This is a genomic window from Haloechinothrix salitolerans, from assembly GCF_042662605.1.
In the GTDB taxonomy this organism is placed as follows: Bacteria; Actinomycetota; Actinomycetes; order Mycobacteriales; family Pseudonocardiaceae; genus Haloechinothrix_A; species Haloechinothrix_A salitolerans.
This window is the reverse complement of record NZ_JBHSXX010000001.1, coordinates 6,433,239-6,454,800: the sequence shown is the minus strand read 5'-3', so window position 1 is coordinate 6,454,800 and position 21,562 is coordinate 6,433,239. Positions and strand designations below refer to the sequence as shown.

Genomic DNA, 21,562 nt, shown 5'->3' with positions numbered 1-21,562 from the left:
GCTTATTCCGGCCGGCTTGATCCGCCCCTCGGTGCCGCCTGTGAAGTGCGCATATCGGGAATTCTGATTGGCCCGGGTGCGTTATTCGGGTAGTCGCCGCGACAGGGAGTCGTGGTTGTGGGAGGGATACGTGTCATCTGATGTGACGGTGCCCGCGCCAGCGCGGGAGGCTCATGTCGACACCGAGCCGGATTTGGTTCGGAGCTACCTGAACGAGATCGGCCGCATTCCGTTGCTGGACGCATCGGAAGAGGTCGACTTGGCCAAGCGTATCGAGGCCGGTGTCTATGCTGAGGAACTGCTGCGCTCGAATGCCGACGGGCGAGACCGTCGTGACCTGCGGACAGTCGCTGATGAGGGTGCGCGCGCGAAGGAGCGCATGATTCGCGCGAACCTGCGGCTGGTCGTCGCGGCGGCCAAGAAACGGCGCGGTGGCTTGTCGTTACTCGATCTGATCCAGGAGGGGAACCTGGGTCTGATGCGTGCGGTCGAGAAGTTCGATTACACCAAGGGATACAAGTTCTCCACCTACGCGATGTGGTGGATCAGGCAGGCGATGCAGCGCGGTGACGCTTTCCAAAGCCGTGCTATTCGGCTGCCATCGCATCTGACGGAACGGATTGGGCGGCTGAATCGTGCTGAACGCGAATTGATCGCGCGGCTCGAGCGTGAGCCCACCGACGCGGAACTGGCCGACGCGACAGGCTATACGACCGATGCTGTCCAGCGGATGCGCAGCGTCTCGCGCGTCACCGCGAGCCTCGACGTCCCGGTGGGTGAGGACGGTGAGTCGAGCTTCGGTGAGTTCATGGCGAACCAGGAGTCGGACGATCAGCGGGAGACGGCGGCGGAGCGTGCCGAGCTGGTAGCTGAGGCGCTCGCCGCGCTTGAGCCGCTGACCGCGCGGGTCCTGGCGTTCCGCTACGGGCTCTATGACGGCAACCCGCACACGCTGCAGGAAACCGGGCAGCACGTCGGCCTGTCCCGCGAGCGGGTACGGCGGTTGGAGCGTCAAGCGTTCGATGAGCTGCGAGCAACGGGTCGGCGTGAGGCGCTGGCGGCCTGACACGCGCTCGCGCGCACCGGCCCCTGCTATGGCCAGTGGACGATCAGCGGCCTACCGGCGCCCGTCATGGGCAGGGGTGGTTAGACGCCGACGGATATCGTGCAGCTCCAGTAGCCGGGTCCCTTACTGAGCCGTGGCTTGCGCAACGCGTCGGACTTCGGCATGCCGCTGACCGGGTCCATGTTCCGCAGCTCAGCCATGCCGCACGTGACGTCGAGTCCGCGTGAGCCGGCGCGCACCGTGCTGGTCACCGGCACCTGCCCGGATACATCCATCCGGTATAGCACCTCGTCCAGCACGCCGAACAGCAGCTCCTCATCGGTCTCGCCACCGACCTCGAACTCCACCGTCGACACCGCGTCGCCAGCGCGCTCGACGACACAATTGACAAGGCCACGTACGGCCTGCGCGACGCACTTCTCCCTGCTGGGCGCCCACGCCTCGATCCGAAGATCGGTCGTATGACGTTGCCAGCGATACCCTGACTCAGTTCCCGCTGATCCCACGTGCACTCCTTACGCCATTTCGACCATAAACCTCGCGGCGCGGCGGCGGGAGAGTCGAAATGCCTCATCTAACCCGTCCGGGGTTGGCCACTTCGTTCCGCCGGGCGGCCGGGCTAGTCCGTTAACACTGTGTAGTCAGAATCCGGGCATAACGCGCATCCTCCGGCAGGTGTGTGTCGTTAGTCACAACATCGCGCACGTCGAGAGGAGCGAAGATGTCCCTCCCCATATTCCCAGGCGACTTCGACGACGACCCAGGTCACGTGTGTCCTGAATGCGGCGACCCGATGCCGGACGACGAGGTGTGCGGGAACTGTGTCGAAGAGCTCCAGACAACGGCGGTCAGCGACTGGGATGTGGCGTGATCGCTGTGTGTGATCAACTTGCGGGCTGACGGTGGTGATTCGTCAGTCGGCCACCTTGGCGGTGGGTTGATCATTGACGAGGCCTTTCCGGGCCGCGGCCATGAGTGCGAGTGCGCGATTCGCCGCGCCGAGTTTCTCGCGGGATGACGCTTCCGCGACGATCTCGATGCCCGCGGGTCCTGCGCCACGAGCGCGGTGAATCCGAACGCGCTCAGCGTGCGCGCGTGCCGCGCCGCGGGAGGTGCTCGCGTTCCGTTGACATGACCACCGGTGACCTCTAGTACTTCATTAAGAACAATCTCAAGTTCACTGATTGGTTTACGATGGGCCAGTCGCAGGACGGAACGCCTCCCGGTGTCTCGCTAGGAGAAACCAGTTCGGGTGACGCATTCCATGGCGTCCCGTCTTACCGCATGCTCGCGATGTTGCGGGCCGTGTCCCAACATCGGGCCGAGATGACGTGTAGCTGCGAGCCCGACCTCTACATCGATGGCGTCACTTGTTGCGATCAGGTGACCGCGCACGACCTCGCCCGCTATCGCCTCATCCACCCCATGCGCCTCGGCGCGATCGGGCAGCGGGTGCCGGCCGGGCTCACGGCGGCGGGACACGCGCTGCTCGCAGCGGTTCCCGCTGACGCCGCCTGAGCACCTGCTGGCAGGGGTGCGTTTCGTTACCAGCGCGGAACTGTTCAGCGCCCGGCTTGCAGCCTGTTCCTCGTCTATGTCATCGGGCACGGCGCGAACGGTCGCGCTGGCGCTACTCGGTATCGAGTTCGGTTGGCTGGTGCCCGACGGTGGCCGTGGCTCAGGCGCTGTGGCGGACGTAGGCGTAGAACGCGCGCCCACCGCCCTCCTCGATCGCGCGCCGAGTCTTCCTGCGTCGGGTGTGCAAGCACTCCCAACCGCGCAACCGGAACCGCTTTCCAGTTCGCTCAATAAGACGGCGTTTGATGAGGTCGCCGATGATGCGCTCGATGGCGCGCACTTGGCGGGGGTTCGGTTGTTCTACTTTATGAACTACTGAAGTCAGTTCGGCCCCTGTGAGGCCGGTTGGAGCGTCGTGCTCGACGAGCTCCCCCTCCCGCCATCGCGCCGCCGGGGCGTCCAGCCACAGCAGTTCGGACAGGGCTTCCAGGATCGCGTACTGCGTCGCGGTCACGTGATGGGTCGTCGGTGGCAGCCAGTAGCAGGCTTCCTCGCAGTACTCGTTCTCGGGTACAGGGACAATCGGCGGCGGACTGGCCTCGTGGTTCGTTGTGGTCGTCGAGCGAGGCGTTCCGATACGTCGCGGCTTGGCCGATCTGCCTGACAGTGAGGCGGGACGCGGCCTGCGGCGGCGTGCCTTCGTCGGCGCCTTCGGGTACTGCCGCATCGAGTTTGTGCGTTCTGAGCTGGTGCTATGCGCCAGCGGGTCGAGGTCGCGTCGTTCGTAGTCGCGCGGGTTGATAGCGGTTCCCGCCGGGAGGATCCACTCGCGCCGAGCGTGCTTTTTCGCGGTGCCATCGTCGCGGGTCTCGTAGTCGCGATTGGCGTAGATCTTGGTTCGCCGGGTCATCCCGGCGTTCTCGACGGTCAGTCGCACCGTCGGCTCGTCGACGCCCTTTGTGATCACGGGGCCGCGACTCTTGACGCGCACCCAGTGGTTTCCATCGCGATAGGTCAGACCGGAGGTGAAGTTCTTTCCGAGCATGTTAAGAGACCTTCCACTGCTCGCGGTGGTTTTGTTAAATGAAATTACCGTATCACTTGGTCTCGTACGAGGGAAGATCTGACGCGCAGATTTCGAAAAGCTCGTTCCACTGATGACACGTACTTGCCCTGACCTGGCTGGATGGACGGATCGAGTCGTGACCGCTTAGTCCGGACACGGGCCGGGTATCCGAACGTTGGACCGACTCCGCGTGAGGAGGTGCGTGACCAACGTTGTTCAGCGCGTGCCTCGCACGACGACGACAGGGCACTCGGCGTGGTGCACGCAGTGCTGGCTCACGGATCCGAGCAGCATTCCGGCCACGGTGCTGTGACCTCGGCTGCCGACCACGAGCAGGTCGGCCTCCTTGCTGGCGGCGACGAGGACGTTGGATGGGTGACCGTGCACTACGTCCGCCGTGATCGTGACGCCGGGTGGCACTTCCCCGGCCTCTGCGATCGCCTTGTCCAGCGTTTCGCGTGCCGAGCCTTCCCAATCGACGTCGATGTAGACCGGTGGGTAGCCGAACGTCGCCGGGACCTCCCACGCCGTGATCGCGTGCATGTCGCTGCCCAAGGCCGGCGCGTGCCGCAGCGCCCAGCGCAGTGCCGTGACGCTGCCCGGCGAGCCGTCGATTCCGACGACGACCTGGGTTCGCTGCTCGTCAGTCATCTTTTCCTCCTTCGGTCGGTAGCCCCGAGTCAACCCGGCGCGAACGTGAGCGGCGAGGGGCGAAGGAACCCGAAGCGCAGGACGTTGGTTGTCCTGATTAGATCGGGAACTTTGGCGTCGATGTTGGTGACCAAGGGCCATGGCGGGCGTGCGCATTCCGATGCTGATGTCGTATCGGAGGTGATCGGTGATGATGTACGACTTCGGCGTTGGCTCGGCGTGGATGATGCTGATGCCGGTGGTGTGGCTGGTGCTGATCGGCGTGGTGATCTGGGCCGTGGTGTGGCTGGCGCGGGATCGGAGGGACGGCGGGTCGCGCTACGAGACGCGCGCTGACAGGGAGACGCCGTTGGAGATCCTGGACCGGCGCTACGCCATGGGCGAAGTGGACACCGAGGATTACCTGCGCGCCCGCGACCACCTAGTCTCGAACAAGTGAGACTCCGATGCGGAGACGTTGGCTGCCGCTGACAGTGCTGGTCGTCGCGCTCGTGGCGCTAGTGGCCTCGGTGCTGTGGGTGTTCGCAGGGGACAGGGGGATGTTCGTCGATGGCCGTGCGGTCGTCACTGGGGACGGACCGGTGCGCGACCTTGATGGGGCTCGCGACGCCGCCGATCGGTTCGCCGACCGGCTGGGGCTGACGGTCGGCGAGGTGATGGAGTTCGACAACGGCTTCTACGCCGTGCTGGTCGACGTCGACGGCGAAGGCTCCACCGAGGTGCTGGTCGACCCGGACACCGGGACGACGTGGCTCGAGTACGGCCCGGCGATGATGTGGAACACGCGGTACGGAATGCACCGAAGCGGCATGTACGGAGCGGGAATGCACGGCTGGCGTGATGGCGCTGACTGGGGCGATGGCCCTGACTGGCGTTGCCCTGGCTGGGGCGGTGCGCCTGGTCGTGCCGCTTCCTGTGCCGCCGAGGATGGCCCGGAGCAGGCCCGCCGCATCGCGGACGACTGGCTGCGCGCAGAGCGACCCGGCGAGCGCGCGGGTCACGCGGACGCGTTCCCCGGTTACTACACGCTGCACACCGAGCGCGACGGCGAGGTGACCGGGATGCTGTCCGTCCGCTGCGGCACCGGCGACGTCTGGTACCACTCCTGGCACGGACGCTTTCTGCGCATGGACTAACCGGCGCCGTGTCTGACGTTAACGTCACGTCCGACGTTCGCGTGCTCAGAGATCGAGCGCGGCTGACCCGAACGCGACGTTGAAGCGGTCGCACCAGATGACGACGCTGCGCAGGCCGTTGATGTCGGCATCGGCGGGGATGGCGTAGTTGTGGCTGCCGTGCGTTGCTTTGAGCTTGCCGAGCGCGACGTAGCGGCCGTCGTCGTAGGCGCCCCATTCGTCGAGCCCGGCGGTGGTGTCGGTGAGCCAAACGTGCAGGTCAGGCCCGTCCGAACTGGCCAGTCCTTCCAGGCGAAGCACCCTGCTGCCATCCGGGCGCTCGATGACCAGCGCTTTCCCGGACGTCTCGTGCTCCTGACTAACGAACGTGCCCGACGTCAGCAACTGGGGCGCGGTCACGTCCGCGGGCTCGTCGACCATCTCCGCCGCCGCGAGCGGCGACGTCTCCTGCAACTCACTGCTGGTGAACGCCTTCCACGGCTGGAACGCCCACATCCCAACGCCGATCCCGATCACGGCGACGACGGCCACAGCGGACAGCACGATCTTTCTACGCATCTCGGCGCTCCCTGGTTGTCGGTCATTGGCACCAGTCTTGCGTGAGCGACGGCCGTGGGCCGTCTGATCGTGCTTACGAAAGGCTGACGAGTGTCGGGCTTCGACCGTTATGTCGTCGTGGCGGCACGGTCGGTGCGGTGCCAGAGTGGAACACGGGGTCTCGAATGCCGAACACAGCGTCGGGAAGTAGAACACAGCGTCGTGAGCGTCGGACACGGCGTCACCAGTGCAGGACACGGCGTATGGAGGTTGCGGATGCGTGCTGATCTTGGTTCGTTTCCGAGGGTGGAGCTGGCGCCGTTGCCGACGCCGCTTGAGGACTGTCCCAGGCTCACCGAGCACCTTGGTGGGCCACCAATCCTGATCAAGCGCGATGACGCGACGCTCGCCGGTGCTGGTGGCAACAAGGTCCGCAAGCTGGAGTATCTGCTTGGTAAGGCGCGAGCGGACGGTGCCGACACCGTGATCACGTTCGGTGCGGTGCAGACCAACCACGGCAGGCAGACGGCGGCGGCCTGCGCCCGACTTGGGCTGCGCTGCCAACTGGTGCTCACCGACCTGGTCCCGCGCTCGGATGACGCGTACCTGCACTCCGGCAACATCCTGCTCGACACCGTTTTCGGTGCGGAAGTGCACGTGTGTCCGGGTGAGGACGAGACGGTCGAGACCTTCAAACGGCTCATGACCGATGCGGACGAGGACGGCCGGACTGTCGCGGTGTTACCACTCGGCGGCTCCGACGCGGTGGGCGTGCTTGGCTACGCGAACGCGGCGGCGGAACTGACCGGACAACTCGCCGAACGCGGGATGAGCGCCAGCGAACTCGTGGTTCCCTGCAGTAGCGGCGGAACGGTCGCTGGTCTTGTACTCGGCACCGCGCTGCTCGGTAGCGACCTGCGCATCAACGCCGCCTGCGTCTCCCACAGCGCTAGCGAGACCGAGCAGACCGTCGCCAAACTGCTTGCGGACACCGCCGACATGCTCGGCGTCCACACACCGTCGCTAGATCGAGTGCGTTTCGATGACTCCGTGCTCGGCGCGGGTTACGGCATTCCGGACGAACGGGTGTGGCGAGCGATCCGGTTCATCGGCATCACCACCGGTATCCCGCTCGATCCGGTGTACTCCGGCAAAGCGGCCGCACTACTCATGGACGTCGTGAGCGAGAGTCGTGACGCTGGGTCGGTGGTCTTCCTGCACACCGGCGGCATGCCTGGGCTGTTCGGTTACGGGCCGGAAGCGTATGCCGAGCTGGCCGGAATGACGAACACGATGTCGTGAGTGCAGGACACGGCGTCGGGAACGCGCCGCGCTGGCGGGACTCACGCCACGCACGACGCCGACCGGTCGCGCCAGGTCGTCCGTGCGAGGAAGAACTGCGTGAGGGTGCCGATCGAGAGGGCGTAGAGCACCGTGCCGACCCCGACGGTCCCGCCGAGCAGCCACCCGGTGAGCAGCACGCCTGCCTCGATCGCCGTTCGCACAACCTGCACTGAACGCCCGGTCGTCATCACGAGGCCCGTCATCAGTCCGTCGCGGGGGCCGGGGCCGAGCCGCACGCCGATGTAGGCGGCGGTCGCGACGCCGTTGAGCACGACGCCGCCGACAAGCAGCGCGATCTGCCAGCCGAGCTCGTGCTGCTCCGGCAGCACGAGCCTCACCAGATCGACGGTCACCGCGATCACCACAACGTTCGCGAGGGTGCCCAGCCCGGGACGTTGCCGTAGCGGCACCCACGCGAGCAGCACGACACCGGACGTGATCGCGGTGATGGCGCCGAAGCTGAGGCCGGCGTGCACGGTGAGGCCCTCGTGCAGCACGTCCCACGGACTCAGACCGAGTCCGGCGCGGGTCATCATCGCCATGCTCGTGCCGTACAGCGCGAGTCCGACGATCAGCTGCGTCAGGCGCGCGGTGGGGTGGACGGCGAGGGGCATCGGGGTCAGGCGTGGCGAGCTCACCCGACCAGGTTCGCCGAGGATTGGCTGGCTTTTCCATAACCAATCGGCAAGAATTGGCCTTAATGATGACGCCAACACCGCCCGGTGGTCGCATATCGGGCGCGAAACTGGCCACTGCTCTCGGGCAGTGGCGACGACGTGGCCCGCACCATGGGGCAGCTGACCTCGCCGCGGCCGTCGAGTGGCAGGTGCGGGAGGGGCGGCTGCCGCCAGGTACCCGGCTTCCCGCCGAACGCGAGCTGGCGATGGCACTTCAGGTCAGCCGCACCCTGGTCGGCGCGGCACTGGAGCGGTTACGAGAGCGGGGCCTCGTCGCCAGTAGGCGCGGTTCCGGCTCCTGGATCACGCTGCCGCGCACGTCGGGGCTACCGAGCGAGCCAGAGCCCGATGGTGATGCGATCGACTTCGCCAGGGCGTCGCCGCCCGCCGTTGCCGCGCTGGTGCCCACGCTGGAGGAGGCGATACCCGAGTTGGCGGCGCTGGCGTCCGGCACCGGCTATAGCGAGCGCGGGCTGCCGATGCTGCGGGAACGGATCGCCGCCCGCTACGCCGAGCGGGGCCTACCGACGTCACCCGACGACATCTTGGTTACCAACGGCTCGCATCACGCGTTCGTGCTCGCGCTGCGACACTTCGCGGGGCCGGGCGACCGCGTGCTGGTCGAGCAGCCGAGCTATCCCAACGCCATCGCGGCCGTGCGCGCCGCACACGCGCTGCCGGTGCCGGTTCCGGTCGAGCGCGGCTGGGACGTCGAGGGCATCGAGGCGGCGCTCAAGCAGTCCAACCCCCGGCTGGCGTACCTCATCGCGGACTTCCACAACCCGACCGGCTTGCGGATGGACGTCGAGACGCGCGAACGGCTCGGCGCGGCGTTGGTGCGCGCCCGCACGCCAGTCGTCGTCGACGAGACCATGGTCGAGCTGGACCACGAGGGCGACCCGGCGTTCGGCCCGCCGCCGCTGGCCGCGTTCACCGGCGACGGCGTCGGCGGCAACTGGGCGATCTCGGTGGGCTCCGCGGCCAAGGCGTACTGGGGCGGGCTGCGTATCGGCTGGATCAGGGCGAGCAGGCAGTTCCTCGCCGGGCTGGTGTCGGCGCGGCCCGCGCTTGATCTTGGCTCGCCGATGCTGGAGCAGCTCGTGGTGGCCAAGCTGATGACACGCGACGACGTCCTTCTCGCGCGGCGCGAGCAGGTCACGGGGATGCGGGACACGCTGATCGACGCGGTGCGGACGCACTTCCCACGGTGGACGTTCGAGCGACCGGAGGGCGGGTTGTCGCTGTGGTGCCGGTTGGACGAGCCGATCGGGACGCGGCTGGCCGTCGCGGCGCTCAACCACGGGGTGCGGGTCGCGCCCGGCTCGCGATTCAGCGTGCACGGCGGTCTCGAACAGTGGCTGCGGCTGCCCTACGCGCTACCGGACGATCAGCTCGCGGAGGCCGTCGCGCGGCTGGGCGCCGCCGCGGGTTCGGTGCGAGGCGGGGGAAGTGCGAGCGAGCCGCCAGAGGACGTGCCGGTGGCGTGAATGCGATGCGGTGGCTTTCCGGCGCAGCCCCTCGGTGCGCCGGAAAGCCACCGCCGCTCAGGCGTGGGCCCGGTGCGGCTTCGGCGCGGTGAAGCCGCTGGGCATCGCACGCCTCATGCGGGCCGTTCCCTCGGCGACGGTGTGGTTGCTGGCGGGTCGCGGCGGGAGGTGATCCGCTACCGCCGAGCGGTCCGCCGTCGCGTCAACGGGGACGGCGCGGATGGAATGTGGGCTCCGACGCCACGAGTACGTCCAGGGAGGCGTCGTGGCGTCGGAGCCAGAGCCCGAACCGGCCTGGCGCGGTAGGCCGGTCGGGAAGTTCGTGGTCATTCGTAGGCCTCAACGAGTGAGTACGCGTCGGGAAAGTGCTGATCAGCGAAGTTGCGTCAGAAGGTGCAGCACGCTGGACCGTGTGGCGGAGCGGCTAGAGACGCGGGTATCCCCCGGATGAGGCGGGGTCAGTCAGGTGAGGTGCACGGCAGCGCGGCGTCGATGCCAGCGCCGAGGGCGCGGTGGCCGACGGGACCGCCGATGTGGCCGCCGGACGTCGCGTCGTCGTTGTGGCCGAGGATGGCGAACGGGTTCTTGCTCGCGCCGGTGTCACCGGTCGCGGCTGCCGCCGCCGAGCACGGCACCGTGAGCGAGAACGGCGCGCCAGCGCTGCCTGCCCCGCCGTGACTGGCGTGGTCGGCCGTGGTGTGGGTGTTGTGGCTGGCGAGAACCGGCTCAGGCGGCACGACCGGCGCCGGTTGCCGCGGCAGTGAGACGGGTCGCGGCTTCGTGGCCTGGCGCCGCGTCGTCTGCGCGGTCTGTTTCGCGGGCTTCGCCGGTTGCGTCGCGGCCGGCTCGGGTGTTGGGGAGGTCGCCCGAGTGTCCTGCGTCGGCGCGGGGGCCGGGCCGTCAAGGACGCCGGTGACGCCGCCGACTGTGCCATCCACGGTGCCCGTGACCGTGGTGAGTGTGGTGTCGACGGTGCCGGTCACGGTGTTGAGCGTTGTGTCGACCGTGCCGGTGACCGTGCCGACAGTGGTATCCACCGTGTCGGTCACGGTCTTCGTCAGCCCGCCGGTGGAGTCGTCCAACGTCGAGGTCACGGTGCCGGTCGTCTGGTCAACGGTGTCGGTGAGACCGTCGGTGACCGAGGTCGTGGCGTCAAGGGTGTCGCTCACCCCGCCGGTAAGGCCGCCGAGCAGCCCGCCAGACGACGTGTCGGCGTCCGAGTCGTCCGAGCGGCCTTTGGTGTCCGAGGGTTCTTCAGCGTCCGACGAGTCCGACGAGTCCGACGACTCCGCGGTCGCCGAGGCGTCCGAGCTTGTCGATGTCCGCGTGGTATCGGCGGTGTCCGTCGCGTCGTCTTCCGCGGACGCGGCGGTGCTAAGCAGCGCCGCCGCCACGAACCAGCCGATGAGTGCGAACCCGATGACGATGGCGACTCGCGCGACCGTCATGACGACCGCGACGCCGTGACCTGTGGTGACACGTTCGGGTGACGTCGATGCAGCGTTCATCGCGTCACCACCTCACGTCTCAGTCACGGCAGGTCACTGCTGTGCACCCACGCAGAACTCACCGTCGTTGGGAAACGGCGCAGGGTCTGAGTGTTACACCTCGCAACCCGTCGATCCAGTCTTTGTCGGTAAGAACATTGGCGTGAACTGACCGCTTCGAGTGGTGAGCCGACTACGGAGCGAGCTGATGCAGGCGGGATATGGCTTCGTCAAGTACCTCGTTGGACTTGCAGAACGCGAATCGCAGCAGGTGCTCGTAACCTCCGCTCTCCGCGAACGCGCTCACCGGAACTGCCGCCACACCGACGCGTTCCGGCAGCCGCCACGCTAGTTCGGTCGCGTCCGAGTAGCCGAGCGGGCGGACGTCGGCGCACACGAAGTACGTTCCCGCCGACGACAGCACGTCGAATCCTGCCTTGGTGAGACCTGCCGCGAGCCGGTCGTGCTTCTCGGACAGTGAGTCGCGCAGTCGCCCCACCCAGTCGAGCTCGGTACGCAGCGCGTGCGCCACCGCCACCTGGAACGGTGCGCCGGAGACGAACGTGAGGAACTGCTTTGCCGCGCGCGTGGCCGCGACCAGCTCCGCGCGCCCGCACACCCAGCCGATCTTCCAGCCGGTGCAGTTGAACGATTTGCCCGCGCTAGACACCGACACTGTCCGCTCGGCCATGCCGGGCAGCGTGGTGAGCGGGATGTGCTCGGCGTCGCCGAAGATCAGGTGCTCGTAGACCTCGTCGGTGATGGCGAGCAGGTCGTTGTCCACACACACCTGGGCGATGCCCGCCAGCTCCTCCCGGGTGAACACCGTCCCGGTCGGGTTGTGTGGCGAGTTCACGATGATCGCCTTGGTGCGTGGCGTGACGGCCGCCCGCAGCGCGTCGACGTCGACCGCGAACCGCCCCTCGCGCTGTGTCAGCGACACCACTCGCTTACTGGCGCCCGCCAACGCGATCGCTGCGGCGTACGAGTCGTAATACGGCTCAAGCACGATCACCTCGTCGCCCGCGTCGATCAGGCCGAGCACCGCCGCCGTGATGCCCTCGGTGGCGCCGGTGGTCACCAGGATCTCGCTGGCGGGGTCGTAGTGCGTGCCGTAGCGGATGCGGTGCTGGGCGACCGCGTCCAGGAGTTCTGGCCTGCCCTGTCCCGGTGGGTACTGGTTGATGCCGTCGTCGATGGCCTGCTTCGCCGCGTCGAGCATGCCGCGCGGGCCGTCGGTGTCGGGAAATCCCTGGCCGAGGTTGACCGACTTGGTGCGCACGGCGAGCGCGGTCATCTCGGCGAACACGGTGGACGCGAACGGCCGCAGGCGCGGCACGAGGGCAGGTTCCGACATGAGGTGTGATCTTCACGGAGAATGGCGGTGTGAAGCAAGCCAGCACAACCAGTTCAGCCGAGGGGCACCCTCCGCCGCCCCTGCCAGGCGGTCCGGGCGCGGAGGAAGCCAAGCGGCGCGGCTTGCGCAGGATGAAGGCGGTCGCGCTGTGCTTCCTCATCGGCGCGGCCGTGGTCTTCCTGCTGGCGAGCTGGGCGGAGGCGGCTGGTTGGCCCGCCTGGGTGGGATACGTGCGAGCCGCGGCGGAGGCGGGCATGATCGGCGCGCTCGCGGACTGGTTCGCGGTGACGGCGCTGTTCCGCTATCCACTCGGCATCAAGATCCCGCACACCGCGATCATCCCCAACCGCAAGCAACAGCTCGGGGACAGCCTCGGCGACTTCGTCGGCACGCATTTCCTCGCGCCGGACGTCGTCAGGGAGAAGGTCCGTGGCGCTGACATCGCGAAGAGCCTCGGCGGGTGGCTGGCACGGCCGGAGAACGCCGAGCGGGTGACGGCGGAGCTGGCGAGCGTGCTGCGCGGCGCCGTGACGGTGCTGCGCGACGAAGACGTCCAGGCCGTGATGGAACAGGCCGTCGCCAAGCGCATCATCGACAAGGAGTGGGGACCACCGCTCGGCGCCGTCCTCGGGCAGGTCGTCCTGGACGGCGCGCATCACAAACTGGTCGACCTGGTCTGCGACCGCTCCTACGAGTGGGTGCGCGACAACCACGACACCGTGCTGCGGGTGGTCTCTGACCGTGCGCCGACGTGGTCACCGAAGTTCGTTGACAGCCTTGTGGCGGACAAGGTCTACGGCGAGGTGCTGTCGTTCGCGTGGGCGGTGAAAGTCGACGTCAACCACCCGATGCGGCTCGCGTTGGACCGGTTCCTTTCCGAGTTCGCCACCGACCTGCGCGAGGATGCGGAGACGATCGCACGGGCGGAGCAGGTCAAGCAGCAGGTGATTGAGCACCCCGAGGTGCGGAAGCTGATCGGCGCCGCGTGGGCGACAGGCAAGGACATGCTGCTGCTCGCGACCGAGGATCCTTCGAGCGAACTGCGGCTGCGGGTGCGGCAAGGCCTGTGCCGGCTGGGTGAGCGGTTGGCTTCCGGTGACCCGCTCGCGACGAAGGTCGACCTCTGGATCGAGGACGCCGCGGCACACGTGGTCACCAACTACGCCAGCGAACTGACGACGTTGATCACCGACACGGTGGCGCGCTGGGATCCGCGGGAGACGTCGCGGCGGGTTGAGCTGCAAGTCGGACGGGATCTGCAGTTCATCCGCATCAACGGCACCGTGGTCGGCGCGCTGGCTGGGCTGGTTATCTACTCGACCGCGCAGCTCCTGTTCTGAGCTTGAGTAGGAGCGGTTCTGGTGGCCACAGCTCGAGGCTCGTTTCCGTTTCGCAGGTAGGGTTCGCTTGAAAAACAGGACGGTGGAAGTTGTAGCTCGCGTAGCGGGTCGCCGCCGTCGATGAATAATCTCCGGCCAGGAGCGAGTGCATCGGCGATGCGTTTGAGCGCGCGCTCGCCGACTTTCGGGTGTCGCCCGTCCAGAGCGCCGACACGGACGGCGAAGGCAAGGTCGAAGGGCGCCTCGTTCGGGAGGAGTTCGAAGTCCTCGACGGCGACTTGACGGACGCTCATGAGCCCCGCGTCGATCTCGGCGGCAGCATTCTTCTCGGCGAGTGCGATGCCTTTGGCTGAGCGGTCGATCATGAGGATATGACCGTGGCCGATGCGCCTTGCGACGGCTTTCGCCGCGGCCCCGGGGGCTCCGCCGATCTCAAGCACCCGCATCCCCTCTCGGAGCGGCAGGGCCGCGACGATCTCCGCGAGCCGCGGGGACAGTGTGCTCATGCCAGTGCCTCCGTGGACTTGGTGATCTGGTAGCGCTGGGCGAGTTCGGCGATGGTGGCGGTCGTCCCTGACAGCGCGCCTGCTTTCGGATCGTTCCAGAGGGCTGCCACGACGCGGCCGACGTGCTGGACGGAGTCACTGTTGGGTGGAAGCGGGGCCTCACCGAATGCCGCGAGGATCGCTTCGGTGCGGGTGAAGCCCGGAGAGACCGTGACCGCGGCTACATCGTGCTCGGCGAGGTCTCGCGCCATGGATTTGCCGAGGGTGCTGATACCGGTCATCGCCAGGTCGTAGAAAACGTGTCCGCTGCCGTTCTCGGGCAGTGCGTAGCCGGTGAGCACGAGTAGGCCTGTGCGTTCGATCAGCAGTGGAGCGGCGTGGCGGGCGGTGACCAGGTGACTGCGCAGCCCGGCGTCGATCATGGTGCTCCAGTGGTCGATGCGCAGTTGCCAGAACGGTGCCGGTGCGAACGGCAGGGCGTTGCCGTCGAAGGCGTTGGCGACCACCAGGTCGACGCCTGAGTGCTGTTGACCGATCTGGGCGAACACCTCAGCGACGGCCTCGTCGTCGGTGTGGTCGAGCACGTGTGGAATGCCGGTGCCACCGCGGGCGGACACCTCATCCGCGGTGTCCTCGACAGTGCCGGGAAGCTCGGAGTGCTTACGGTGCCGGCTGTCTCGATCGGTGAGATGGACGACCGAGCCGGTCTCGGCCAGCGCCAGCGCGATGCCTCGCCCGATGCCGCGCGCGCTGCCGGTGACGAGGGCAACCTTCTCCGCGCTCACGACTCGCTCCCAAGGACTTCGAGGGACGGAGGCTGGGTGTTCTTCCCGGCGATCCCGTAGGACTCGCCGTCTTCGACGAGCGCTTTCATCCGGTGGAGCAGGTCGCGCCAACCGCTGTTGTAGCTGTGCTGTGACTCCGGATCGAAGGCGCCGATACTTTCGTGTTCGAGGTCGATCCGCGTCCGCCCGGCCTGCTCGGTGAGGGTGAAGCGCACCGTTCCCGTCACCGCGCCTCCGAGGCCGATGCGTCCGGTCCAGGCCACGCAGCGGTTTGGGGCTAGTTCCGAAATCGTGCCCCAAACGGACTGCTCATCTTCGGCGCGTTCGCACACGAGTCCGCCCAGGCTTGCCTCAGCGGTGATGCGGGTATCGGGCCGGTCGATCATGAGGTAGGGCGAACCCCACCATGGTGAGATGTCACCGGTGAGTGCGTCGAAACATCGGCGAGGTTCTGCGTCGATGTCGATCCGCTGGTTGACGTGTAGGCGTTGGATGTCCACGGGAGTCTCCTCATCGTTCGATTCGAGCTGGCTGCGCAGGCCGTCCAGTGCGGCCGTGTAGCGGCGGTCGATCGGGCGCAACCAGCCGATCGTGGCCTGGTAGAGGGCCGAGGCGTTGAGCGCATTGTGTCGCTCCCGGCCTTGTGCGCTGACCAGTACGAGGCCAGCCCTGCGGAGCACGCCGAGGTGGCGCTGGACCACGAAGCGGTCCAGGCCGGTCGCCTCGACGATCGCTCCTGTGGTGCGGGGCTCGGAGCGCAGCAGATCGATGATCCGCCGCCGCTCCCGATGTGAGAGCGCCTGCCACACCGCGTCACGGTCACTCACTCCACAACTCCGTAATATGTGCGGTTGATCGCACATATTACGGGTGACATCCGGTGGCGTCCAGATCCACCACGGCGCCGAGATCGATAAACGCCTCGAATCTTTCGTTGACTCTCGGTCGGGGGCTGGTGTGAGTCCGTAGTCTGGGGCCTGTGATATGCCCCAAGTGTCAGAACGTGATGCGAACCGTCGACAAGGACGGCGTCCACATCGAACAGTGCGAGGGCTGCGGCGGGATCTTCCTCGACCGTGGCGAGATGGAGCAGATCGCCCGCGCCGAGGCGGCGTTCTATGGCGCGGCCGGTGGTGCGGGCGCCGCTCCGCCGCCGTATAACCCGACCGGGCCAGGACAGCCGCCGCCACCACGGCAGCACATGCCGCCGCCAGTCACGCAGACGCCCGGATACGGCTACTCGGACTCGCCCAAGCCGTACAAGGGCGGGTACAAGGACTCGCCCAAGCCGTATCGGGGCGGTTATCGAGACTCGCCGAAACCGTACGGTCACGGCCATGGCCAGTACGGGCACCGCAAGCGCAAGGGCAACTTCCTCGAGAACCTGTTCGACTTCTAGGAGCATGCTCGATCCGACGATCTGTCCCCGTTGCGGTGACCGGGCGGACGCGCCCGTCGTCGAGGACGACGAGTTGGTGTGCGCTCGCTGCGAGCATCGGTGGCCATTCTCGCGGCTGCCGCTGTTCGCGCTGACGGGCCCCAGCGGGGGTGGGAAGTCGACCGTCGGGCCGGAGCTCGCACGACGGCTGCGGGACGACGCCGTCGTGCTGGAACAGGACGTCCTCTGGACCGGCGGCTTGCGTGACGACGTCGACGGCCATCCCGTGTTCCGGTCCACCTGGCTGCGGATGGCCGCGATGATCCACCAGAGCGGGCGGCCGGTAGTGCTGTGCGGGACGGTGGTGCCGCCCGAATTCGAGCCGCTGCCGGAACGTGCGCTGTTCACCGACATCCACTACCTCGCGCTCGTCGCGGACGACGACGTCCTCGAGAAGCGGCTCGCCGCCCGGCCTGCCTGGCGGGGGTGGGACGACGAGGAACGTGTCGCCGAGATGCTGGCGTTCAACGCGTGGCTACGGGAGACGGCCGCGGAGATGCGCCCGCCGGTGCGGCTGTTCGATACCAGCGACGTCCCGCTCGACGCCGCCGTGGACGTGGCGTGCAGGTGGGTGCGGGAGCTGCTGCCGTAAATCGCTCGGAATTGTCGGGCGTGCCGGGCAGCATGGTTCCCACACACCAACACGGGAGGGAATCATGCCCGGAATCTCCTTTGGCTGCGTCGCGCTGGACTGCCCGGACCCCTGGCGGCTCGCCCAGTTCTACGGCGACCTTCTCGGCTGGCGCATCGACGAGGAGGACTCGCCCGGGGACGACTGGGTGAGCCTGCTCAACCCGGACGGCGGCGCGGACATCTGCTTTCAGCGCGACCCGGACTACCGGCCGTCGACATGGCCGTCGAACGAACGGCCGCAGATGTTGCACCTCGACTTCGACGTCCCCGACATCGACGCCGAGCACGACCGGGTACTGGGGCTCGGCGCGCGGTTGCTCGACGACAGCCCGGAGACGTTCCGAGTTTACGCCGATCCGGACGGTCACCCGTTCTGCCTCGTGCGCGCGGAGTAGCACCGCGCGAACTGTGTCGGTTGGGAAGCGAGGAACACAGCGGCGGGAGTGAGGGACACAGCGGCGGGAGTGAGGGACACACGGGCACGGACGGGGGGCACGGGATTTCGGGCGCACGTTTCGGGAAAGCCGCACGCGGGTATACGTGTGGCCGTGTGGTTATTGCTGCCCACGGTGCCTGGCTGTCCAGGCACGATTTTCCGTAGTTTTCCAACCGGATACCTTTGCGTGACGCGGCGACGTTGACCGGATGGCGGCGTGATGTCCGTGCGGGCGGGCACATGTGGTGTCGCCAGGCATGCGCGTTCGGGTGTCACACGTAACACTCGAAAGGTGCAAGCAAGGTGCTTGCAACTGCTAGCACTGCTGCGTAGACTGGCTGCTATCGCTAGGAGGTGGGCTGGATGCCCGAACAAGACATCACCACGAACTCGGGTGTTCACTCCACGGGTCAGGACGAGGAATCCGCCGCGACGGATGCCTCGACTGGCAAACCGATCGGCAAAGTCGCCGACATCGGTCGCGATATCGGGCAGTACATCCGGCAGCAGCGGGAAAACGCGAAAATCTCGTTGCGTCAGCTTTCCAAATTGGCTGGTGTGTCGAACCCATACCTGAGTCAAATTGAAAGAGGTTCACGTAAGCCCAGCGCGGAGATCCTGCAGCAGATCGCGAAGGGACTGCGAATCTCCGCGGAGGCGCTGTACGTACAGGCGGGAATCTTGGATGTGCCGACTGGAGGTCCGGTAGCGGACGCCATCAGGGCGGATACCGAACTCTCCGAGCGTCAAAAGCAGGTTCTGCTCGATGTCTACGAGTCGTTCCGCAGGGAGAACTCGGCGGAACAGTCCAAGCAAGAACCGTCCACGGTGGAGGGAAGCGTCGATGCTCCCGTCGCCACGGACCGTGACCACGCACAGTAAGTCCACCGCTGCCTCGGCCCGGCAGGGCCGCAGCCAATGAGGAGTGATCTTCGATGACCCGTCCCACTAAGGAAGAAGCCAACAAGGTGCGCGACCAGTTGAACACCGCGATCGAGCAGGTGCGCACCCCGCTGTTCGCCGCGCTCGGTGCGGGCAACAAGGCCAGCCAGGCCGTCGCCGACGCCGTCAACAAGGCCAAGGACGTCGAGGGCCTGCGCGAGCGCGCCAGGAAGAACTTCGACGAGGCCAAGAAGAGCTTCGACGAGCTGCCCAAGGACGTCGAGGGCGTCCGGGAGAACGTTCGTGAGCGGCTCGACCCCGCGGAGTTCCGCAGGCTGGTCGAGGAGTACACCGAGTCCGCGCGGAAGCTGTACGAGCGGCTCGCGGAGTCCGGCGAGGAGACCTGGGACCAGCTGCTTGAGCAGCCGCAGGTCCGCCGCGCCATCGAGCAGCTGCAGGAGGCCATCGACAACGCCGAGAAGCGGGTCGAGGAGGCTACCGGTGACGTGCGGAGCCGGTTCGACGAGGTCGTCGGTCGCGTGACCAAGCGGACCAAGACCGCGGCTGACACCGCCACGAAGGAGGCCTCGGCCACCGCCAAGCAGGCGTCGGCGGCCGCGGCGGAGTCGACCGTCGAGACCACGAAGAAGGCCAGCAGCGCCGCCAAGAAGGCGACCTCGCCTGCCAGCAAGTCGAGCACGAGCACCACCAAGAAGGCACCCGCGAAGAAGACCAACGGCACCGCCAAGAAGTCGACCTCCCAGTGACGGTCTGACTGGTTGTCAGCCGCGCCTCAGGGACGCGGCACAGCACACGACCCCGGCTTCCACAGCGAGAAGCCGGGGTCGTGCGCGTCGTGGCGTGCCGCGGTTGTGAGTTCGCTTGTCGATCGCCGTAGGCTGGTCTCGTGGCACCGCTCTCGCTTTACATCCTGTGGCTGATTCAACTGGCTGGTGTGCCGGTCGGCATCTATGCCTTCGCGCACGCCGCGATGCAGCGCGCCGACGCCTACACGGCGGCGGACCGTATGACCAAGCCCGCTTGGATGGGCATCACCGGCGGCGGCACCGCCGCGATGATCCTGTTCGGCGCGTTCGGTGGCGGTGGTCCCGGCCTGCTGTTCTGGATAGCGGGGCTGGTCGCCGTGCTGGTCTACATCGTCGACGTGCGGCCGAAGCTGATCGAAGTCCAGCGCGGTCACAACTGGTAGGAGTCATGCGTAGCTGGAGCATCGCGGGAACCCTTGACGTCGCCCCCGCCGCCGAGCGGCCCGACCTGCTCGCGGAGCCGGTCGTGAAGGCACTGCGCGCGCTCGGCGCCGACACCGAGGTCGGGGTGGTCGAGATCGACCCGGACCTCGCCGACACCGAGCAGTTCTGCGAGACGTACGGCTCGCCGCTTGACGCGTCGGCGAACTGCGTCGTCGTCGCCGGCAAGCGCGCGGGCGAGGTCCGCTACGCCGCGGCGATGGTGCTCGCCACCACTCGCGCCGACGTCAACAACGTCATCCGCCGCCGCCTCGACGTCCGCAAGGCGTCGTTCGCGCCGATGGCGGACGCGGTGACGCAGACCGGAATGGCTTACGGCGGGATCACGCCGATCGGTCTTCCGGACGACTGGCCCGTGCTGATCGACGCCGCCGCAGCGGAGAAACCCGAACTCGTCATCGGCAGCGGCACCCGCAACGGGAAGCTGCTGGTGACCGGCGAGCTGTTGGCTTCGCTCGCGACCGCCGAAGTGATCGACGACCTGGCGAAGCCGATCATCTAGAAGACCACGGTGCGCCCCGCGTGCACCAGCACGCGATTCTCCAGGTGCCAGCGCAGCCCGCGCGCGAGCGTCACCTTCTCGATGTCACGGCCCTTGCGCACCATGTCCGGGATGGTGTCGCCGTGGTCGACGCGGATGACGTCCTGCTCGATGATCGGGCCCGCGTCCAGCTCCGCCGTGACGTAGTGGCACGTCGCGCCGACCAGCTTGACGCCACGAGCGTGTGCCTGGTGGTACGGCTTCGCGCCGACGAACGACGGCAGGAAGCTGTGGTGGATGTTGATCGCGCGGCCAGCCCACGCGTGGCACAGGTGCTCCGGCAGTATCTGCATGAACCGCGCGAGCACGATCGCGTGCGGGTCGGCATCGTCGGTGATTTCGGCGACCTTCGCGAACGCCTCCGCCTTGCTGGCGGGATCGGTGCCGAACGGCACGTGATGGAACGGGATGCCGTGTGCTCTTGTGACGTCGGCGAGAACGTCGTGGTTGCCGATCACCGCGCTCACGTCGACGTCCAGCTCACCCGCCGCGACCCTGCCGAGCAGGTCATACAGGCAGTGGCCTTCCTTCGACACCAGTACGACGACGCGGCGGCGCAGGCCGGTGTCGTCGATGCGCCAGTGCAGTCCACCGGCGCCGCCTTCGTCGTCCTCGTCCGCGCCCAGCGACACGGCTACCGGCGCGAAGCGTTCCCGCAGCTCGTCGACGTCGTAGGGGAGCGAGTCAGCCCGCACTTCCTGGCGGGTGAAGAACCAGCCGGTGTCCGGGTCGGTGTGATACGCGGCCTCGACGATCCACCCACCCTCCTCGGCGATGAAGGACGCGATCCGCGCCACGATCCCGGTGCGGTCCGGACAGCCGAAGGTGATGACGTAGCGGCGTTCCGACGGGTGCATGTCAGCCGTCCCTGTCCAGCGTCTCGGCGACGTGCCGCGACTCGCGTTCAAGCAGCTGCCCGACGTGCTCGGCGATGGTGCGTTCGATCTTGCCGCCGATCAGCGGGATGCCGACCTTGACCTCGCCCGTGATCCGCAACGCCGTGCCGCCGCCCTGGGGTTTCAGCTCCGAACGGGCGGTGATGGAGCCGGGGACACCGGTGACGCTCGCTGACGCCGTCCCGCTCGCGGTCTCACCGGAGACCTGCCACCGCTGCTCCCGCTCGACGTGCAAGTCTCCGGAGTGGACCCCGCGCACCACGCTCGGCAGCTTCTCGCCGGGAATGCCCTGGCGCATGCGGTAGGTGATCGTGCTCGCGGATTTCTCGTGCGCGAGCAGGTCGGCGTCCTTGCCGCCGATGTCGTCTAGCCGTTGCCGGAGAGCACTCTCGCTGGTGAACGCGGCAAGCACCTGGTCGAATGGATGCGGGAACGTGGTGCTGTGCTCGATGCGGGATGCCATGGGGCGCACATTACCCGGTGTCGCTGTGGGCGGCCGTGCCTGTGAATG

Annotated in this window: 27 protein-coding genes; 15 read left to right on the top strand and 12 right to left on the bottom strand. The window is 67.4% G+C overall.

All coding sequences use genetic code 11. The features are described from left to right. Positions 1–130 precede the first annotated feature (130 nt). The gene (locus ACFQGD_RS30925) at positions 131–1,066 is read left to right on the top strand and encodes a sigma-70 family RNA polymerase sigma factor (protein WP_345391304.1); all 936 of its coding nucleotides are present in this window, start codon (positions 131–133) and stop codon (positions 1,064–1,066) included. 80 nt (positions 1,067–1,146) lie between these two features. On the opposite strand, the gene ACFQGD_RS30920 is transcribed toward ACFQGD_RS30925, so the two are convergent. Beyond that, on the bottom strand, positions 1,147–1,572 hold the full coding sequence (locus ACFQGD_RS30920; protein WP_345391301.1) for an archease: 426 nt from the start codon (positions 1,570–1,572) through the stop codon (positions 1,147–1,149). Positions 1,573–1,787: 215 nt separating this feature from the next. Between ACFQGD_RS30920 and ACFQGD_RS30915 the strand changes: the two genes are divergently transcribed. Together ACFQGD_RS30915 and ACFQGD_RS30910 are read left to right on the top strand one after the other, a co-directional pair. Beyond that, on the top strand, positions 1,788–1,937 hold the full coding sequence (locus ACFQGD_RS30915) for a hypothetical protein (RefSeq protein WP_345391298.1): 150 nt from the start codon (positions 1,788–1,790) through the stop codon (positions 1,935–1,937). A 413-nt stretch (positions 1,938–2,350) separates the two neighbouring features. Beyond that, positions 2,351–2,584, top strand: a complete 234-nt coding sequence (locus ACFQGD_RS30910; protein WP_345391295.1) for a hypothetical protein — start codon at positions 2,351–2,353, stop codon at positions 2,582–2,584. A 160-nt stretch (positions 2,585–2,744) separates the two neighbouring features. Here the strand turns inward: ACFQGD_RS30910 and ACFQGD_RS30905 are convergent, their stop codons facing one another. Together ACFQGD_RS30905 and ACFQGD_RS30900 are read right to left on the bottom strand one after the other, a co-directional pair. Further along, the gene (locus ACFQGD_RS30905) at positions 2,745–3,629 is read right to left on the bottom strand and encodes a hypothetical protein (RefSeq protein WP_345391292.1); all 885 of its coding nucleotides are present in this window, start codon (positions 3,627–3,629) and stop codon (positions 2,745–2,747) included. Between the two features lie 237 nt (positions 3,630–3,866). Then, entirely contained in the window at positions 3,867–4,301 is a 435-nt protein-coding gene (locus tag ACFQGD_RS30900) for a universal stress protein (RefSeq protein WP_345391289.1), read from the bottom strand. A gap of 190 nt (positions 4,302–4,491) precedes the next feature. Between ACFQGD_RS30900 and ACFQGD_RS30895 the strand changes: the two genes are divergently transcribed. Next, complete coding sequence (locus ACFQGD_RS30895) at positions 4,492–4,740, top strand: SHOCT domain-containing protein (RefSeq protein ID WP_345391286.1); 249 nt, start codon at positions 4,492–4,494, stop codon at positions 4,738–4,740. A gap of 7 nt (positions 4,741–4,747) precedes the next feature. Then, the gene (locus ACFQGD_RS30890) at positions 4,748–5,437 is read left to right on the top strand and encodes a hypothetical protein (RefSeq protein ID WP_345391283.1); all 690 of its coding nucleotides are present in this window, start codon (positions 4,748–4,750) and stop codon (positions 5,435–5,437) included. Positions 5,438–5,482: 45 nt separating this feature from the next. Here the strand turns inward: ACFQGD_RS30890 and ACFQGD_RS30885 are convergent, their stop codons facing one another. Beyond that, positions 5,483–5,995, bottom strand: a complete 513-nt coding sequence (locus ACFQGD_RS30885) for a DM13 domain-containing protein (RefSeq protein WP_345391280.1) — start codon at positions 5,993–5,995, stop codon at positions 5,483–5,485. A gap of 255 nt (positions 5,996–6,250) precedes the next feature. On the opposite strand from ACFQGD_RS30885, the gene ACFQGD_RS30880 reads away from it, so the two are divergent. Continuing rightward, positions 6,251–7,276 (top strand): D-cysteine desulfhydrase family protein, encoded by a 1,026-nt coding sequence (locus ACFQGD_RS30880; RefSeq protein WP_345391277.1) that lies wholly within the window; start codon positions 6,251–6,253, stop codon positions 7,274–7,276. A gap of 41 nt (positions 7,277–7,317) precedes the next feature. Here ACFQGD_RS30880 and yczE read toward each other — a convergent pair whose 3' ends face one another. Then, complete coding sequence (gene yczE / locus ACFQGD_RS30875) at positions 7,318–7,932, bottom strand: membrane protein YczE (RefSeq protein WP_390183444.1); 615 nt, start codon at positions 7,930–7,932, stop codon at positions 7,318–7,320. Between the two features lie 86 nt (positions 7,933–8,018). On the opposite strand from yczE, the gene yczR reads away from it, so the two are divergent. Beyond that, positions 8,019–9,482, top strand: coding sequence for a MocR-like transcription factor YczR (gene yczR / locus ACFQGD_RS30870; RefSeq protein WP_345391271.1), 1,464 nt, complete (start codon positions 8,019–8,021; stop codon positions 9,480–9,482). A gap of 458 nt (positions 9,483–9,940) precedes the next feature. Here the strand turns inward: yczR and ACFQGD_RS30865 are convergent, their stop codons facing one another. Next, on the bottom strand, positions 9,941–10,990 hold the full coding sequence (locus tag ACFQGD_RS30865; RefSeq protein ID WP_345391268.1) for a hypothetical protein: 1,050 nt from the start codon (positions 10,988–10,990) through the stop codon (positions 9,941–9,943). Between the two features lie 172 nt (positions 10,991–11,162). After that, on the bottom strand, positions 11,163–12,326 hold the full coding sequence (locus ACFQGD_RS30860) for a pyridoxal phosphate-dependent aminotransferase (protein WP_345391265.1): 1,164 nt from the start codon (positions 12,324–12,326) through the stop codon (positions 11,163–11,165). A gap of 29 nt (positions 12,327–12,355) precedes the next feature. On the opposite strand from ACFQGD_RS30860, the gene ACFQGD_RS30855 reads away from it, so the two are divergent. After that, positions 12,356–13,666, top strand: coding sequence for a DUF445 domain-containing protein (locus ACFQGD_RS30855; RefSeq protein ID WP_390183424.1), 1,311 nt, complete (start codon positions 12,356–12,358; stop codon positions 13,664–13,666). Here ACFQGD_RS30855 and ACFQGD_RS30850 read toward each other — a convergent pair. From ACFQGD_RS30850 to ACFQGD_RS30840, 3 genes are read right to left on the bottom strand one after another with little or no spacing between them, the layout of a single operon-like run. Next, positions 13,639–14,172: an SAM-dependent methyltransferase gene (locus tag ACFQGD_RS30850; protein WP_345391262.1), complete on the bottom strand. Its 534-nt coding sequence runs from the start codon at positions 14,170–14,172 to the stop codon at positions 13,639–13,641. The genes ACFQGD_RS30855 and ACFQGD_RS30850 overlap by 28 nt on opposite strands. Next, positions 14,169–14,957, bottom strand: a complete 789-nt coding sequence (locus ACFQGD_RS30845) for an SDR family oxidoreductase (protein WP_345391259.1) — start codon at positions 14,955–14,957, stop codon at positions 14,169–14,171. The genes ACFQGD_RS30850 and ACFQGD_RS30845 overlap by 4 nt, the downstream gene beginning before the upstream one ends. Further along, positions 14,954–15,784, bottom strand: coding sequence for an ArsR/SmtB family transcription factor (locus ACFQGD_RS30840; RefSeq protein ID WP_345391256.1), 831 nt, complete (start codon positions 15,782–15,784; stop codon positions 14,954–14,956). Before ACFQGD_RS30840 ends, ACFQGD_RS30845 begins: the two co-directional genes overlap by 4 nt. Before the next feature lie 152 nt (positions 15,785–15,936). Between ACFQGD_RS30840 and ACFQGD_RS30835 the strand changes: the two genes are divergently transcribed. The 7 genes from ACFQGD_RS30835 (at position 15,937) to ACFQGD_RS30805 (ending at position 20,116) form a co-directional block, all read left to right on the top strand. After that, positions 15,937–16,356, top strand: coding sequence for a TFIIB-type zinc ribbon-containing protein (locus ACFQGD_RS30835; protein WP_345391253.1), 420 nt, complete (start codon positions 15,937–15,939; stop codon positions 16,354–16,356). A gap of 4 nt (positions 16,357–16,360) precedes the next feature. Further along, positions 16,361–16,987: a P-loop nucleotide/nucleoside kinase family protein gene (locus ACFQGD_RS30830; RefSeq protein ID WP_345391251.1), complete on the top strand. Its 627-nt coding sequence runs from the start codon at positions 16,361–16,363 to the stop codon at positions 16,985–16,987. A gap of 64 nt (positions 16,988–17,051) precedes the next feature. Continuing rightward, a complete protein-coding gene (locus ACFQGD_RS30825) occupies positions 17,052–17,423 on the top strand; it encodes a VOC family protein (RefSeq protein WP_345391249.1) in 372 nt (123 codons plus the stop codon). Positions 17,424–17,827: 404 nt separating this feature from the next. Beyond that, the gene (locus tag ACFQGD_RS30820) at positions 17,828–18,346 is read left to right on the top strand and encodes a helix-turn-helix domain-containing protein (RefSeq protein WP_390183445.1); all 519 of its coding nucleotides are present in this window, start codon (positions 17,828–17,830) and stop codon (positions 18,344–18,346) included. Positions 18,347–18,399: 53 nt separating this feature from the next. Continuing rightward, positions 18,400–19,113 (top strand): hypothetical protein, encoded by a 714-nt coding sequence (locus tag ACFQGD_RS30815; RefSeq protein ID WP_345391247.1) that lies wholly within the window; start codon positions 18,400–18,402, stop codon positions 19,111–19,113. A gap of 140 nt (positions 19,114–19,253) precedes the next feature. Continuing rightward, the gene (locus ACFQGD_RS30810) at positions 19,254–19,556 is read left to right on the top strand and encodes a DUF2516 family protein (RefSeq protein ID WP_345391244.1); all 303 of its coding nucleotides are present in this window, start codon (positions 19,254–19,256) and stop codon (positions 19,554–19,556) included. 5 nt (positions 19,557–19,561) lie between these two features. After that, positions 19,562–20,116, top strand: coding sequence for a YbaK/EbsC family protein (locus tag ACFQGD_RS30805; protein ID WP_345391241.1), 555 nt, complete (start codon positions 19,562–19,564; stop codon positions 20,114–20,116). Here ACFQGD_RS30805 and purU read toward each other — a convergent pair. Both purU and ACFQGD_RS30795 read right to left on the bottom strand, forming a co-directional pair. Further along, positions 20,113–21,012 carry a formyltetrahydrofolate deformylase gene (gene purU / locus ACFQGD_RS30800; RefSeq protein ID WP_345391238.1) on the bottom strand — a complete coding sequence of 300 codons (900 nt, stop codon included), beginning with the start codon at positions 21,010–21,012 and terminating at the stop codon, positions 20,113–20,115. The two genes, ACFQGD_RS30805 and purU, sit on opposite strands and share 4 nt — an antisense overlap. 1 nt (position 21,013) lies before the next feature. After that, positions 21,014–21,514 (bottom strand): DUF2505 domain-containing protein, encoded by a 501-nt coding sequence (locus ACFQGD_RS30795; protein ID WP_345391235.1) that lies wholly within the window; start codon positions 21,512–21,514, stop codon positions 21,014–21,016. Between the last annotated feature and the right edge of the window lie 48 nt (positions 21,515–21,562).